We start from the raw sequence: 14997 nt of genomic DNA on the forward strand, positions 1-14997 counted from the left end.
GATTCAGGGCAGGGTGATGGTCAGGTTGGCCGCCCGCGGCGCCATCTTGACGACGTCGCTGTACGCGTTCATGCGCGCCTCGCTCGTCCGCCCGAGCGACGTGCGCAGTCCCGCATAGCCCAGCACGCAGATCAGGCCGAACACGGAATACAACACCCACAACGGCAGGTCGCTGCGCAGCTTGTGGCGGATCTGGTCCGGGCGCTCCGCGTGCGGCGCGAAGCCGCCGCGCCGGCCCTTCATGTGCGCGATCTCGTCGCCCAGGCGCGCCGTCAGGTAGTTCAGCTTTTCCGTCCCCTCCAGAATGTAGCGGCCCTGGAAGCCGAGCAGAAGGCACATGTGGAACACCTCGAGCGCTTCCACGTGCGCGCTGCCGCGCTCGCGCAGCCGTTCCAGCCGCTCGAAAAAATGTTCGCCGGCCAGCTGGTCGCCGAACAGCTGCAGTTGCAGCGGCCGGCGTTCCCACGCGTCGCGGATCGCGAAGCCGGAGCGCAGGATGATCTCGTCGACCGCGGCGCAGAACGCATAGATCGCGGCGTCGACGTCGTCCGGCGCGGCGTTGCGCCGGCGCGCGTTGCGGCCGAAGTCGTCGAGGAATTGCGTCATCTTGCGCGCGAACGCGGCGTCGTCCTGCGGACCGTTGCCGTTCTTGAGCATGAACAGTGCGTAGAAGCCGTCGTACATCAGGTCCAGCAAGGTTTGCGGCGCGGCCTGTGCCGGCGCGAGCGTGCCGGCGGCGATGAGGGAAGGTGCGGTTGCGGTGGTCATGGGAAGTCTCTCGGATTCAGGAGGTCACGGCGACCAGGTCGGGCTTCACGTCGGCCATGCTGCCGGGGACGTAGATCGAGATCGACTGCGCCTGCAGCATGCGTTCGTACATCTGGCCCTTGGCCTCGATGGCGAAGTAGACGGCGTCCGGGCGCACGGGCACGGCGGCCGGCACCTGCGGCGCGTGCACGAGGCGCACGCCGGGCATCGCCGACAGCACGAATTTTTCCACGTCGTCCGGCGCGCCGATCTTCAGGCGCAGGGGCACGACGTCCACCAGCTCGCTCGCCGGCATGTCGCCCGCCACGGCGAGATAGAACGTCGTCTTGTCGTCGATCTTGTCGGAGTCGAGCATGCCATGCCAGTACGACGGCTTCACTTCGCGCAGGGCGATGGCGAAATAGCGCGACGAGATCACCGTGTCGAGCAGTTCGCGGATGATCTGGTACAGCGTCGCGAACGCGGGGCCGGGGTCGGCGTGCTGGTACGGCGGCAGGTCGGCCAGCGTCCAGCTTTTCGAGAACGTCATCAGGCTGCCGGCCAGGGACAGCAGCTGTTCGTACAGCCGCTCCGGATGCAGCGACGGATGGTGGAAGTAGTGCGCCAGCGTCGCGCACGCCGTGCTCGCCGTGTGCAGGAGCCAGAACGACGACATGTCGCCCGAGCGGAATTCGATCACGTGCCGGCTCGGCTCGCGGTGGTGGCCGTACAGCGCGCTCACCTTGGCCTGCAGCGCGTCGAGCAGGCGGCGCAGCTGCAGGAACAGCTGCGGCGCGCTCTTGATCGTGAGGCTGGGCGGCACGAACGCGGCATCCGGCTCGAAGCCGCCCGTGGCCGCGCGGCGCAGCCGCAGCACCGGCACGTGGACGTAGGCGTCGAGCGGCTCCGCGTCGGCGACCAGGCGCACCGTCTTGCGCAGATACGTCAGCCGGGCGCTCGCGGCCTGCGTGTACAGGTCCGGCGTGTCGCGGTCGAGCTGGGCGAAGCGCGCGGCGCTCGCCCCGTCGCCGCCGTTCGTTTCGTGTCCGCTGAAATTGGCGCCGTACGGTTTGAAGCCGGGCAGGGCGGCGTGGTACGTCACGGTCTGCACCGACTGCGGCAACTGGCCCAGGTCGATGGCGTCCGGGAGGTCGTCGCCGCCCGGCGCCGAATACAGCTCGCCGTCCGGAAAGCGCAGCGACAGCTCGAGCAGGCGCAGCGTGTCGTTGGCCAGCGAGTCGCGGTCGACCTGCAGCGCGCCCACACCCCAGGCATACGGGTGCAACAGGGCCGCCGTGCGATGCAGGCGCTCTTCGTGGTACTGGTCCTGCCGTTGGAAATGCTGGGGGCGCAGGAAAAGTCCCTCGCCCCATAAGATTTTGCCGCTCATGCGTTGCTCACCCCTTGGCGCCGCTGAAAATGAAAATGGCAGAACAGTAACATTTCTTACGGATATGGTGCGCACGATTTCGACACAAATTTTCTTTGTGACAATCCGTGATATTTCTTGATTTCAATGGTGAGTTCTCTGCGGTTACGAAGGGGAGTGCTGGGAAATAGTGGGAATTGGTGAGCATTTCACTACTCAGAGACCCGCGTACGATTGTAAATAAAATTGAGGTTGATCAATAAAACATTTCTGATAATATAAAAAAAGTTTTACAAAGTTAATAGCTCTGCATCAATTTGTTGACAATTGCGAGGACCGCATGATCGCTGTAATTCCGCTCGGCCGCATCGGCCGTTTCCTGGGCGCCGCCGCCTGCGCCATCCTGCTTTCGGCGTGCGCCATGATGAAGAAGCCCGAGGTGGCCGAGACGCCGCCTCCGACCCCGACGATGGACGAGCTGCTCGCCAAGGCCGATGAAGCCAGCGGCGCGGGCCGCAAGGAAGACGCGGTGGCGCTGTGGAAGGAGGCGGCCGCCGCCTACCCGGCCGACAAGGCGCCGTGGTCCAGCATCGCCCAGACCCGCTACGACGCCGGCCAGTACGGCGAAGCCATCGTCAATGCCCAGGAAGTGCTCGTGCGCGACCCGAACGACCGCCTGGCCAACAGCATCATCGCCATCAGCGGCCTGCGCCTGTCGACGCGCGCGCTGGCCGACCTGAGCCGGCAGAACAATCTGTCCGGCTCGATCCGGACAGAATCGCAGGATCTGGCCAAGCTGCTGCGCGAGAGCCTGGGCGAGCAGGTGCTGGTCCCGCCGCCGGCGCCCATCCCGCCACCGAAGCCCGTCGCCAGGAGCCGCGTCAAGGCGCGCGTAAAGCAGGCCGCCGCCCGCGCGTCCGCCGCCGATCCGTTCGGCGCGCTGAAATAACAAGTCCGCTACTACCCAAGGGGAATCCCATGTCCAGAAATTCCAGTGTGCAGAAAAAACTGCAGAAAGTCCGCCCGCCGCGCGTGCAAATGACGTACGACGTCGAGATCGGCGACGCGATCGAGAACAAGGAGCTGCCGCTGGTCGTCGGCGTCGTCGGCGATTTCGGCGGGAATTCGGACGTCCCGCAGAAGCGCCTGAAGGAACGCAGCTTCGTCGGCATCGACCGCGACAACTTCGACGAAGTCATGAAGGGCATCGAGCCGCGCGCCGCGTACCGCGTGAACAACGAACTCACCGGCGAGGGCGGCCAGTTTGCCGTCGACCTGACGTTCCGTTCGATGGACGACTTCCGTCCCGAGGCCGTCGTGAACCAGGTCGAGCCGCTGAAGAAGCTGCTCGAGGCGCGCACCAAGCTGGCGGACCTGCGCAACAAGCTGGCCGGCAACGACAAGCTCGAAGACCTGCTCAACGACGTGTTGAACAGCACCGAAACGATGGCCAAGCTCGGCCAGCCCACGACGAAAGCGTGATCATGTCCGCACTCCAGAACACAGCCCTCGCGGTCGACACCGCAACCGACACCGTCGCGCCGGAGGCCGACCTGCTCGACCGCATCGTCGAGCAGAGCAAGGTCGCCAAGTCCAGCGCCGAGCATGCGCGCGCCCGCGACCTGATCGCGGAACTGGTGGGGCAGGTCATGGAAGGCACGGTCGTCGTATCCGACAATCTGGCCGCCACCATCGACGCGCGCGTGGCGGAGCTGGACCGCCTGATCTCGGCCCAGCTGTCGGCCGTGATGCACGCGCCGGAATTCCAGAAGCTCGAATCCAGCTGGACGGGCCTGAACTACCTCGTCAAGAACACGGCGACGGGGCCGAACCTCAAGGTCAAGATGCTCAACGCGACCAAGCGCGAACTGGTGAAGGACTTCCAGAGCGCCATCGAATTCGACCAGAGCACCATGTTCCGCAAGGTCTACGAGGAAGAATTCGGCACCTTCGGCGGCGCGCCGTTCGGGGCGCTGCTGGGCGACTTCGAGATCACGCGCCAGCCGGAAGACATGTATTTCGTCGAGCAGATGTCGCACGTGGCGGCCGCCGCGCACGCGCCGTTCATCTCGGCCGCGTCGCCCGAGCTGTTCGGCCTGGAGAGCTATTCGGATCTCGGCAAGCCGCGCGACCTGTCGAAGGTGTTCGACACGGTGGAATACGCGAAATGGAAGTCGTTCCGCGAATCGGAAGACGCGCGCTACGTCGGCCTCACCTTGCCGCGCTTCCTCGGCCGCCTGCCGTACAACCCGCTTGATGGCGCCACCACCGAAGGCTTCAATTTCGTCGAGGACGTGGACGGCACCGACCATCACAAATACCTGTGGTGCAACGCCGCCTACGCGTTCGGCACCAAGCTGACCGGCGCGTTCGAAGACTACGGCTGGTGCGCGGCGATCCGCGGCGTCGAGGGCGGCGGCCTCGTCGAAAACCTGCCCACGCACACGTTCAAGACGGACGAGGGCGAGATCGCCCTGAAATGCCCGACCGAGATCGCCATCACGGACCGCCGCGAAAAAGAGTTGTCGGACCTCGGCTTCATCTCGCTCGTGCACTGCAAGAACACCGACTACGCCGCGTTCTTCGGCGCCCAGTCGGCGCAGAAGGCGCGCAAGTACGCCAGCGACGCGGCCAACGCGAACGCCGTGCTGTCGGCCCAGCTGCAGTACATCTTCGCCGTCTCGCGCATCGCCCATTACATGAAGGCCATGATGCGCGACAAGATCGGCAGCTTCGCGGCGGCGTCCAACGTCGAGGACTTCCTGAACCGCTGGCTGACCCAGTACGTGCTCCTCGACGACAACGCGAGCCAGGAGCAGAAGGCGCAATTCCCGCTGCGCGAAGCGAGCGTGCAGGTGTCGGAAGTGCCGGGCCGGCCCGGCGTGTACCGCGCGGTGTCGTTCCTGCGTCCCCATTTCCAGCTCGACGAGCTATCGGTTTCCCTCCGTCTGGTCGCGGAGCTCCCGGCATCGACCAATTCTTGATCAACCCGCAGTCAATCAACGCAACAACCTGAAAGGAAGAGAACAACATGGCAATCGACGTCTACCTGCAAATCGACGGCATCAAAGGCGAATCCGCCGATGCCACGCACAAGGACTGGATCGAGGTGAAGAGCGTCCAGTGGGAAGTCCTGCAGCCGAAGTCGGCCACCGCGTCGACCGGCGGCGGCCACACGGCCGAGCGCACCGAGCACAAGGACATCGTCGTCTCCAAGCTGGCCGACCTGGCCACGCCGATCCTGCTGCAAACCTGCTCGTCGGGCAAGACCATCCCGAAGGCGAAGTTCGAGTTCCTGCGCGCCGACGGCCAGGGCGAGCGCGTCAAGTACTTCGAGATCGAGCTGGAAAATGTCCTGATCAGCAGCGTCGCGCCGGCCGTCGAGCAGGGCAACATCCTGACCGAGGACGTGGCGCTGAAGTACTCCAAGGTCAAGTGGAAGTACACCCAGCAGAAGGTCGGCGGCGGCACCGGCGGTAACACGTCGGGCGGCTGGGACCTGTCGGCCAACAAGATCGCCGCCTGATCGCGCGCCGGCACGATGTCCGCCAAAGGTTTCACGCCCGGCCTGTTCGACCGTCTCATCGAGAGACCCGGCCAGAACCAGGCGGGCACCGTGCCGCGCGTGTCGCTCGAGGAAATGAAGGATTCGGTGGCGCGCGATCTCGAGGCGCTGCTGAATACCCGTGCCGTGATGCCGCAGGACGCATTGCGGCGCTTTCCCGAGTGCGCGCGGTCCATCGTCGCGTACGGCCTGCACGATTTCGCGGGCCTGTCGCTGTCGAGCACCGACGACCGCGCCTTCATCTGCAAGAGCCTGGAGGCGGCGATCGCGCGCCACGAGCCGCGCCTGCGCAACGTGCAGGCCCGGCTCGAGCTGCGCGAGGATGCCGTCAACCGGCTGAATTTTTCGATCACCGCGCTGATGGTCGTGAGCGCGGCCCACGAGCCGGTGAACTTCGACGCCGTGCTGCAGCCCTCCAGCCAGCATTACACGATCAGCAAGGCACGGCGCCAGGCCGTGCCGGGAGCCTGAGTTGGACCAGTTATTACCGTATTACGAGCAGGAGCTCGGCTTCCTGCGCCGCCACGCGCGCGAATTCTCCGAACGCTATCCCAAGATCGCCGGCAAGCTCCTGATCGGTGGCGAGGTGTGCGAAGACCCGCACATCGAACGCATGATCGAATCGTTCGCCCTGCTGAACTCGCGCATCGCCAAGCGCCTGGACGACGATTACCCCGAATTCACCGAGGCGCTGTTCGAAGTGCTGTACCCGCACTACCTGCGCCCGTTTCCGTCCTGCTCGATCGCGCGCATGGACTTCGGCGCGGCCGCCGCGCAGCCCGGCGCCGCGGGCGTCATCCCGCGCGGCACGCAGCTCGCCACGCGTCCCGTGCGCGGCGCGCCGTGCACCTTCCGCACCGCCTACGATGTGACGGTGGCCCCGCTGGCGCTGGCGCGCGCCCGCTTCGACGCCATCCTCGACGCGCCCGACGCCGTGCGGCCGCCGCCGCAAGCCACGTCGGCGCTCGCGATCACGCTGTCCGCGACGGGCGCCGCGCCGGTCGCGGCACTGAAACTGGCGAGCCTGCGCGTATTCATCGACGGCGAACCGTCGTTCTGCGCGGCGCTGCGCGACGCCCTGTTCATGCGCGCCGTGTGCGCCTACGTCGAGGCCGACGGCAACGGCCGCTGGATGCCGTTGAATGCCATCCCGCTGCGCCCGGCGGGGTTCGGCGAGGACGAGTCGCTGATCGATTTCCCGGCGCGCTCGCACACCGCGTACCGGCTGCTGACCGAATACTTTTGCTTCCCCGAGAAGTTCAACTTCTTCGACATCGACCTGGCCGCGCTGACCGCCGTGCTGCCGCAGGGGACGCGCACCATCACGCTGCACCTGGCGCTGTCCGGCCTGCGCGCCGATTCGAACGCGGCGCGCATGCTCGGCACGCTGTCCGCGACGAACCTGCTGCTGGGCTGCACGCCCGTCGTGAACCTGTTCCGCCAGCGCGGCGAACCGATCCGGCTGACTCACACGACGGCCAGCTACCCGGTGCTGGCGGACGCGCGGCGCGCCTTCGCGTTCGAAGTGCAATCCATCGACAGCGTGCGCCTCGTGCGCCAGACGCCGCAGGGCGAATCCATCGTCGAATTCCGGCCCTTCTATTCGCTGCGCCACGGCCAGGCGCCGGACAAGAGCGGGCATTACTGGATCATGCGGCGCGACGAACTGCTGGCCGAGAAAAGCCCCGGCTACGAGACGCAGATCTCGCTCGTCGACATCGATTTCGATCCGGCCAACGTCGAAACGGACACGCTCAGCATCGAACTGACGTGCACCAACCGCGACCTGCCCGCGCAGCTCGCGTACGGCGTGCGCGGGGGCGACCTGTTCCTCGCGGGCGGGTCGACCGTGCAATCCATCGGCTTCCTGCGCAAGCCCACGCCGTCGTACCGCTTCGAGCGGGGACGCGGCGCGCACTGGCGGCTGATCTCGCACCTGTCGCTGAACCATTTGTCGCTGTCCGGCGGCGGCATCGCCGCGTTCCGCGAGATGCTCGCGCTGTACGACCTGCCGCGCTCCCCGGCGTCGCAGCGCCAGATCGGCGGCGTCCTCGCCGTCGAGCACCGCGCGGCGACGGCCTGGCTGGCGGGCAATCCGTTCGCCTGCATGGTGCGCGGCATCGAGGTGCGCCTGACGATCGACGAGGAGGCGTTCGTGGGCAGCGGCGTCGACGCGTTCGCCCACATCGTCGAGCGCTTCCTCGGCCTGTACGTGCACGCCAACAGCTTCACGCAACTCGTGATCGTTTCGAACAAGACCGGAGGAGAGCTGCTGCGATGCACGCCACGAAGCGGCGATTTGAGCCTGCTGTAATCGAGCGGCTGTTCGCGCAGCCGTACCGCTTCCAGTATTTCCAGGCCGTGCGCATGATCGAGCTGTGGCTGCGCCGGCGCGGCATGCCGGAGGACGGGCTGCTGCCGAACTTCCTGCGTTTTTCGAATTCGACGTCGCTCGCGTTCCCGGCCAGCGAGATCGAGGCCCTGCAGCCGGAGCCGCGCGCCGTCGCACCGACAAGCGCCGCGCTGGCCGCCGCGCTGGCGTCGTCCGAGCTGCGCTACGTGCGCCTGACGCCCACTTTCATGGGCCTGCTGGGTTCGAGCGGCGCGCTGCCCGCCCATTACACGGAGCGCGTGGCGGCGCAGCAGATCGCCGAACGGGACGACGGCCCGCGCGCCTTCCTCGACACGTTTTCCAACCGCACGCTGGCCCTGTTCTACGAGGCCTGGCGCAAATATCGGCTGGAGCTGAAATACGGCGGCCGCAAGGACGGCTTCTTGCCGCTGCTGCTGGCGCTGGCGGGAATGGGGCATGCGTCGCTGCGGCGGCGCCTGTCCGACCACGGCACTGGTGTGCTGGACGAATCCGTCGCGTACTTCGCCGCCGCGCTGCGCCAGCGGCCCGCGTCCGGCGTGCAGATCGCGCGCGTGCTGTCCGAGTACTTCGGCCAGGACGTGCGCGCCGAACAGTTCGTCGGCCGCTGGTACGACGTGCCCGCCGCCCAGCAGACGGCGCTCGGCCTGGGCAACGCCACCCTGGGCGGTGGCGCGCTGGCCGGCACGCGCGTGTGGCAGCGCGACCTGCGCCTGCGCCTCGTCATCGGGCCGCTGGACCTGCAGGCCTATGAATCGTTCCTGCCGGGCGGCCGCGCGGCGCGCGCGCTGGCGCACATGGTCACCATGTTCACCGGGCTGTCCCTCGAATACGAGGTGCGGCTCGTGCTGCGCGCGTCGCACGTGCGCGGCGTCGCGCTGGGCGATGCGCGGGCCGGCGCGCGCCTGGGCTGGGACGGGTTCCTCGTCGACGGCCCGCAAACGCGCGACCGCGCCGACGTCCATTACGACATCCATGCCGCCTGACGGCGTGCCCACCACTCTAGGAGACTCGATGAGCATTAACCTGAAAACCCTGATCGGCAAACTGGACGACGCCTGCCGCACGGCCGCCACGCGGGCGGCCGGCCTGTGCGTGTCGCTCGGCCAGTACGAGGTCGACATCGAGCACCTGCTGCTGGCATTGCTCGAACAGCCGGCCTGCGACGTGGCCGTCATCGCGCGCCGCTGCGACGTCTCGCTCGAACGGCTCGAAGCCGACCTGCACGCGGAAATCGCCGGCTTCAAGAGCGGCAACACGCGCACGCCGGTGTTTTCCGAGCGCCTGCCGAAGCTGTTCGAGCACGCGTGGCTGATCGCCTCGCTCGACCTGCGCGCGGGACGCCAGGCCGCGATCCGCAGCGGCCACCTGCTGCAGGCCCTGTTGAATTCGCCCGAGCTGTCGCAGCTGGCGCACCGGGCGTCGCCGCAGTTCGCCCGGTTCGACCTGGACCGCATCAAGCACCAGTTCGACGACGTCACGGCCGGCTCCGACGAAGCGCCGGCGGTCGCGGAGGTGGCCGTGCAGGACGAAGGCGCCGACCCGGTGGGCGAGCTGCGGCGCGAACAGGCCGCGAAGACGCCGGCGCTGGACCAGTTCACGACGAACCTGACGCAGCGCGCGCGCGACGGCAAGGTCGATCCGGTGATCGGACGCGACGCGGAAATCCGCCAGCTCGTCGACATCCTCATGCGCCGGCGCCAGAACAATCCGATCCTGACGGGCGAGGCGGGCGTGGGCAAGACGGCCGTCGTCGAAGGCCTCGCGCTGCGGGTCGCGCAGGGCGACGTGCCCGAGGTGCTGAAAGGCGTGGAGATCCACGTGCTGGACCTCGGGCTGCTGCAGGCCGGCGCCAGCGTCAAGGGCGAGTTCGAGAACCGCCTCAAGAACACCATCGACGAAGTGAAAAAAAGCCCGCACCCGATCATCCTGTTCATCGACGAGGCGCACACGATGATCGGCGCGGGCGGCCAGGCGGGCCAGAACGATGCGGCGAACCTGCTGAAACCCGCGCTGGCGCGCGGCGAACTGCGCACGATCGCGGCGACCACGTGGAGCGAGTACAAGAAATATTTCGAGAAGGACCCGGCGCTGGCGCGGCGCTTCCAGGTCGTGAAAGTGGAAGAACCGAGCGAGGAACTCGCCTGCGCCATGCTGCGCGGGATGGCGCCGTTGATGGAGCAGCATTTCAACGTCCGCATCCACGACGAGGCCATCACGGAAGCCGTGCGCCTGTCGCACCGCTACATCAGCGGCCGCCAGCTGCCCGACAAGGCCATCGGCGTGCTGGACACCGCCTGCGCCAAGGTGGCGCTGGGTCGCGACGCGGCGCCGGCCCGCATCGAGGACCTCACGCGCCGGCTGGAGCGTCTCGATGCGGAACGGGCCGCGCTGGAGCGCGAGCAGGCGGCGGGGGAGGGCGCGCACGATGCGCGCCTCGGCGAGCTGCTGGCCGCGCGCGGCGCCGCCGAGGACGAACTGGCGACCTTGCGCGCGCGCTGGGAGCGGGAACGGGACCTCGTCCAGCGCATCCGCGAGGCAGTCGATGCGCGCGGCCTGCGCGCGGAACTGCAGGCCGTGCAGGGCGAGGCGCCGCTGGTGCCGCTGCAGGTGGACGGCCACGTCGTCGCCGGCATCGTCGCCGGCTGGACCGGCATCCCGCTCGGCAAGATGGTGAAGGACGAGATCCACACGGTGTTGAACCTGCGCGACCTGCTGGAGGCGCGCGTGCTGGGCCAGCCGCATGCGATCGAGGCCGTCGCGCAGCGCGTGCGCACCGCGCGCGCGAACCTGGACGACCCGAACAAGCCGCAGGGCGTATTCCTGTTCGTGGGGCCGTCCGGCGTCGGCAAGACCGAGACGGCGCTGGCGCTGGCGGACGTGCTGTACGGGGGCGAGCGCAAGCTCGTCACCATCAACATGAGCGAGTACCAGGAAGCGCACAGCGTCTCCGGCCTGAAAGGCTCGCCGCCGGGCTATGTCGGCTACGGCGAGGGCGGCGTGCTGACGGAGGCCGTGCGGCGCAATCCGTACAGCGTGGTGCTGCTCGACGAAGTGGAGAAGGCGCATCCGGACGTGCTGGAGCTGTTCTTCCAGGTGTTCGACAAGGGCGTGCTGGACGACGCGGAGGGCCGCGAAGTCGACTTCCGCAACACGATCATCATTCTCACGTCGAACGTCGCGTCCAGCACCTTGATGCAGGCCTGCCTGAACCAGGCGCCCGAGGACGTGCCGGCGGCGGACGAGCTGGAAGCGCTGATCCGCCCGGCCCTCGTCAAGCAGTTCAAGCCCGCGTTCCTGGGCCGGCTGAAGGTGGTGCCGTTCTATCCGATCCCGGACGACGTGCTGGCGGGGATCATCGAACTGAAGCTGGAGCGCATCGGGCGGCGCGTGGCCGCGAACCACAAGGCGGCGTTCGCCTACGACGACGCGCTGGTGGACGCCGTGCTGGCCCGCTGCACGGAAGTCGATTCAGGCGCGCGCAACGTCGACAACATCCTGAACGGCACGCTGCTGCCCCAGGTCGCCGAAGCCGTGCTGGCGCGGATGGCGGAGGGCGCGCCCATCGAACGGATCGCCGTGGGCGCGGACGGGAACGGGGACTTCACCTACGACATCGTGTAGCGGCCGGCGCCGCCCTGGTGGAGATATCGATACCAAGCCAGGTGTGGCGTTTTGTTAACATCGGGCACGGCCTTCCTGTTCTCGCAGGCAAGCAAAGCCCCCGTCTGCGGGGCATGGGAGGCCAAATTGTACGTAATTAGTAAAAATCATAACGCGGATTAGTTCCTTTCATTACACAGTCAACTCCTATAATCCAATCGCAATTGTTATCGATATCTAAAACAACTGCCGGCCCCACCCAGGCCGCAGCCCGACAAAACAATCAAGACACCAGACGACTCGGATTATTGGAGGAGAAGAAGATGAATCAGAAATACTACACAGGCCCGCGCATGACGCTGGTCGCACTGGCCCTGTCCCAGGCCTTTGCCATGCAGGCAATGGCGCAGGAGGCGACCCCGGACAGCAACACCGTCGTCGTCACGGGCATCCGTGCCAGTGCGCAATCGGCCCTGGACATCAAGAAGAACACGATGGAGGTCGTGGATTCGATCTCTGCGGAAGATATCGGCAAGCTGCCCGATGCGAACGTCGCCGAGACGATGACCCGGGTTCCGGGCGTGACGGGCTACCGCTACGGTGGTCAAGCCGCCTCCCCCGCTGGCAACGGCTCTGGCCTGACGATTCGCGGCTTGTCCGGCTTGACCTCCGCCCAGCTCAACGGCCGCGCCTATTTCACCGCCGGCAGCCGCGAATTCAACATCGAAGATGCGATTCCCGGGATGATTGCCGGGGTGGACGTCTACAAGAACCCGTCGGCCGAACACGTGGAGGGCGGGATCGGCGGCCTGGTCAATATCCGCACGCGCAAATCCAGCGATTTCAAAAAATTTACCGCGCAATTCAATGCCGGCGTCAACTACAACGAGTTGGAAAAGAAATACGACCCGGACTTGTTCGGCCTGGTGGCCAACCGCTTCAAACTCGGGGGCGGTTCGAGCATTGGCGTGTTGGCGGGCGTTGCCTATCAAAGGACCGCCGATCGTTCGGACAGCATGCTTGCCAACCGCGGGCCGGACCTGCGCCGCATCGTCCGCGCCGACAGTGCCGAGTATGCCAACATGGCCGCCGCCAACACCAGCAACAACCCGGCCCTGCCACTGTCGAGCTATGTCGGTAAAAGCGATATCAGCTACCTGGCGCCGGTCCCGACCCTGCCGGTGGCGGGCACGGTGGGCCCGAACATGCCGAACACGGCCGGTATGACTCCGGAGCAGGTCAGCAACATCATCACCACGCCCGGCGTGTTCACCAACCTGTTCCAGGAGTCGATCCATCGCCAACGCAAGGGGCTGAACCTGGCGGCGGACTACGTCGTCAATAACACCCTGCGCTTCTACACCGAAGCCAACGATACCGAGTACCTGTACCACCAGAAATATCGTTTCATCTGGATCGACCAGGGCACCGCCGGCGGTAGCGGCAACGTGCGCAACCTGCAGACGGCGCCGTTCGCCTTGACCGAAGGCCTGGCCAACCGCAATCTTAACGGCGGCAGCGATGATGTGCTGAGCACCAAACGCTTCCTGTCGGGTACCTTCCTGAACACCCAGCTGCGTCCATGGGGCGGCGACGAGCATTCTCCCTACAAGACCTGGAACGTCGCGGGCGGCGCCGATTGGCGACCCACCCCGGCCCTGTCGCTCAAGGCCGACTTGTCCTATCTGAAGTCATCCCGCACGCAGGACAATCGCCGCGTCGAGTTTGCTGGAGCGGCAGGCACGTCCTGGGACGTCACCCGCGCGACCAATACCGAACCGCAGCAACTCGGCATCAGCGGTCCGAGCGTGTCCGATCCGTCGAATTTCGTGTTCAATTGGTATAACAACGGCCCTCATCAGTCGTGGAATGATAAAGGGAAGGCCGCCGTCTTGAGTGGTGCTTTCACCCCTGAAGATGGGTTCATCTCACGCGTGTCGTTCGGTGTGCGTTACGCTTCCCAGGAGGACCAGTACAGGAACTTCGGTTTCGGCCTCCCCCTCACCACCGATGGCAAGCCCCTCGCGGCAGACCGGTCGAATGCGATCTCGGTGAGCAGCAAGGCCGGCCAGACGGTGCTCGGTCCCACCAACTGGATGCAGGGCAAGACCGGGTTCACGAGCCCGTATGTGGTCTACAACCCGGATCTCCTGCTGGGCAACCAGGTGCGAGATCAGTTCCCGAGTGCCAACATTCCAGCGGAAGGCAGCTGGGCGGAGGCCCTCGATCAGCGCCGCGGCTACAAGGAAAGCACAACGGCGGGATGGCTGAGCGCCGACTTCAACGCGCTGGACGAGCGCATCAAGGGTAACGTGGGCGTGCGCGTAGTACGCACCGATCTCACGGCGTACACGAATCTCATGGACCCCACCACCGCGTCGCTGGCAACGCAGACCAAAACGAACAGCTACACCAACGCACTGCCGACCCTGAACGTCAGCTATGACATTATGAAGGACTTCCTGGTGCGTTTCGGCTATGGTCGCGGGATCACCCGTCCTGACCCGGGCCTGATCAATCCCAACATCGATCGGGGCAACGGAGGCATCGGTGTGCTCAAGGTGGGCAATCCGAACCTGCGTCCGCAGGTGGCCGACAGTTTCGACGTGTCGTTCGAGCGCTATTTCAACGCCACGAACTATACGTCGGTCGCCCTGTTCAGAAAGAACATCGACGGCTTCTTCAACACAGTGCTCAGCTGCCAGTCGGTCCCCTTCACGCCGGCCTATACGGGCGCCACGCTCAATGGCTGTGACGCCGGCAAATGGAGTGTGCAGCAGCAAGTCAACGCAGAAAAGGGTTGGGTCAAGGGCGTCGAAGTGGCGGGCCAGTGGTTCTTCGATCCAAGCGCGGGCTGGCTGAATCACTTTGGCGTGTCCGGTTCGTACACCTACCTCGACTCCGCCAACCCGGTCAACATTGGCACCGCGGCGGCACCGAATATGATCACCACGCAGCAGCCCGCCCTCTCGAAGAACAGCTACAGCCTCTCGGGCCTGTATGAGGACAACAAGCTGTCGGCCCGCCTGGTCTACACCTGGCGTTCGTCCAACACGCCGTGGGGCTTCGGGACGTCCCCCATGTCCAACACCTACACGCCGGCGTACGGCATTCTGGACGGTTCGCTCAACTACGCCGTGGACGACCACATGACGCTGTCCTTTAACGCGAGGAACCTTACCAACAAAGCTCCCCTCCGCTTCTCCGGCGAAGCCCAGACTTACGAGACTGGCCTCGATTCTCAGCACTTCATCAACGGCCGCGCCTTCAGCCTGAACATGCGCTACAAGTTCTGATCACGGCAAGCACCGGCACGACCGTCCGCATCCGCGGCCGGCCGTG

11 protein-coding genes are annotated in these 14997 nt (G+C 66.1%); 9 read left to right on the forward strand and 2 right to left on the reverse strand.

Features of this window, described 5'->3' with window-relative positions; all coding sequences use genetic code 11:
- Positions 1–3: 3 nt before the first annotated feature.
- Together icmH and tssK are read right to left on the reverse strand one after the other, a co-directional pair.
- Positions 4–768: a type IVB secretion system protein IcmH/DotU gene (gene icmH, locus ISF28_RS10255; RefSeq protein ID WP_198117078.1), complete on the reverse strand. Its 765-nt coding sequence runs from the start codon at positions 766–768 to the stop codon at positions 4–6.
- Positions 769–784: 16 nt separating this feature from the next.
- Positions 785–2137 carry a type VI secretion system baseplate subunit TssK gene (gene tssK / locus ISF28_RS10260; RefSeq protein ID WP_198117079.1) on the reverse strand — a complete coding sequence of 451 codons (1353 nt, stop codon included), beginning with the start codon at positions 2135–2137 and terminating at the stop codon, positions 785–787.
- A gap of 319 nt (positions 2138–2456) precedes the next feature.
- On the opposite strand from tssK, the gene ISF28_RS10265 reads away from it, so the two are divergent.
- The 9 genes from ISF28_RS10265 (at position 2457) to ISF28_RS10305 (ending at position 14951) form a co-directional block, all read left to right on the forward strand.
- Complete coding sequence (locus tag ISF28_RS10265; RefSeq protein ID WP_198117080.1) at positions 2457–3065, forward strand: outer membrane protein assembly factor BamD; 609 nt, start codon at positions 2457–2459, stop codon at positions 3063–3065.
- Between the two features lie 29 nt (positions 3066–3094).
- Complete coding sequence (gene tssB, locus ISF28_RS10270) at positions 3095–3598, forward strand: type VI secretion system contractile sheath small subunit (RefSeq protein ID WP_198117081.1); 504 nt, start codon at positions 3095–3097, stop codon at positions 3596–3598.
- 2 nt (positions 3599–3600) lie between these two features.
- On the forward strand, positions 3601–5100 hold the full coding sequence (gene tssC / locus ISF28_RS10275) for a type VI secretion system contractile sheath large subunit (protein ID WP_198117082.1): 1500 nt from the start codon (positions 3601–3603) through the stop codon (positions 5098–5100).
- A gap of 47 nt (positions 5101–5147) precedes the next feature.
- A complete protein-coding gene (locus tag ISF28_RS10280; RefSeq protein ID WP_198117083.1) occupies positions 5148–5642 on the forward strand; it encodes an Hcp family type VI secretion system effector in 495 nt (164 codons plus the stop codon).
- Between the two features lie 15 nt (positions 5643–5657).
- Positions 5658–6152 carry a type VI secretion system baseplate subunit TssE gene (tssE, locus tag ISF28_RS10285; protein WP_198117084.1) on the forward strand — a complete coding sequence of 165 codons (495 nt, stop codon included), beginning with the start codon at positions 5658–5660 and terminating at the stop codon, positions 6150–6152.
- A gap of 1 nt (position 6153) precedes the next feature.
- Positions 6154–7995, forward strand: coding sequence for a type VI secretion system baseplate subunit TssF (tssF, locus tag ISF28_RS10290; protein ID WP_198117085.1), 1842 nt, complete (start codon positions 6154–6156; stop codon positions 7993–7995).
- The gene (tssG, locus tag ISF28_RS10295) at positions 7959–9038 is read left to right on the forward strand and encodes a type VI secretion system baseplate subunit TssG (protein WP_198117086.1); all 1080 of its coding nucleotides are present in this window, start codon (positions 7959–7961) and stop codon (positions 9036–9038) included. The genes tssF and tssG overlap by 37 nt, the downstream gene beginning before the upstream one ends.
- Before the next feature lie 28 nt (positions 9039–9066).
- Positions 9067–11676, forward strand: a complete 2610-nt coding sequence (gene tssH, locus ISF28_RS10300; RefSeq protein ID WP_198117087.1) for a type VI secretion system ATPase TssH — start codon at positions 9067–9069, stop codon at positions 11674–11676.
- 302 nt (positions 11677–11978) lie between these two features.
- A complete protein-coding gene (locus ISF28_RS10305) occupies positions 11979–14951 on the forward strand; it encodes a TonB-dependent receptor (protein WP_198117088.1) in 2973 nt (990 codons plus the stop codon).
- Positions 14952–14997: the final 46 nt, after the last annotated feature.

Origin of the sequence: Massilia rhizosphaerae (assembly GCF_016093545.1) — a bacterium.
Taxonomy (GTDB): Bacteria; Pseudomonadota; Gammaproteobacteria; order Burkholderiales; family Burkholderiaceae_D; genus Telluria; species Telluria rhizosphaerae.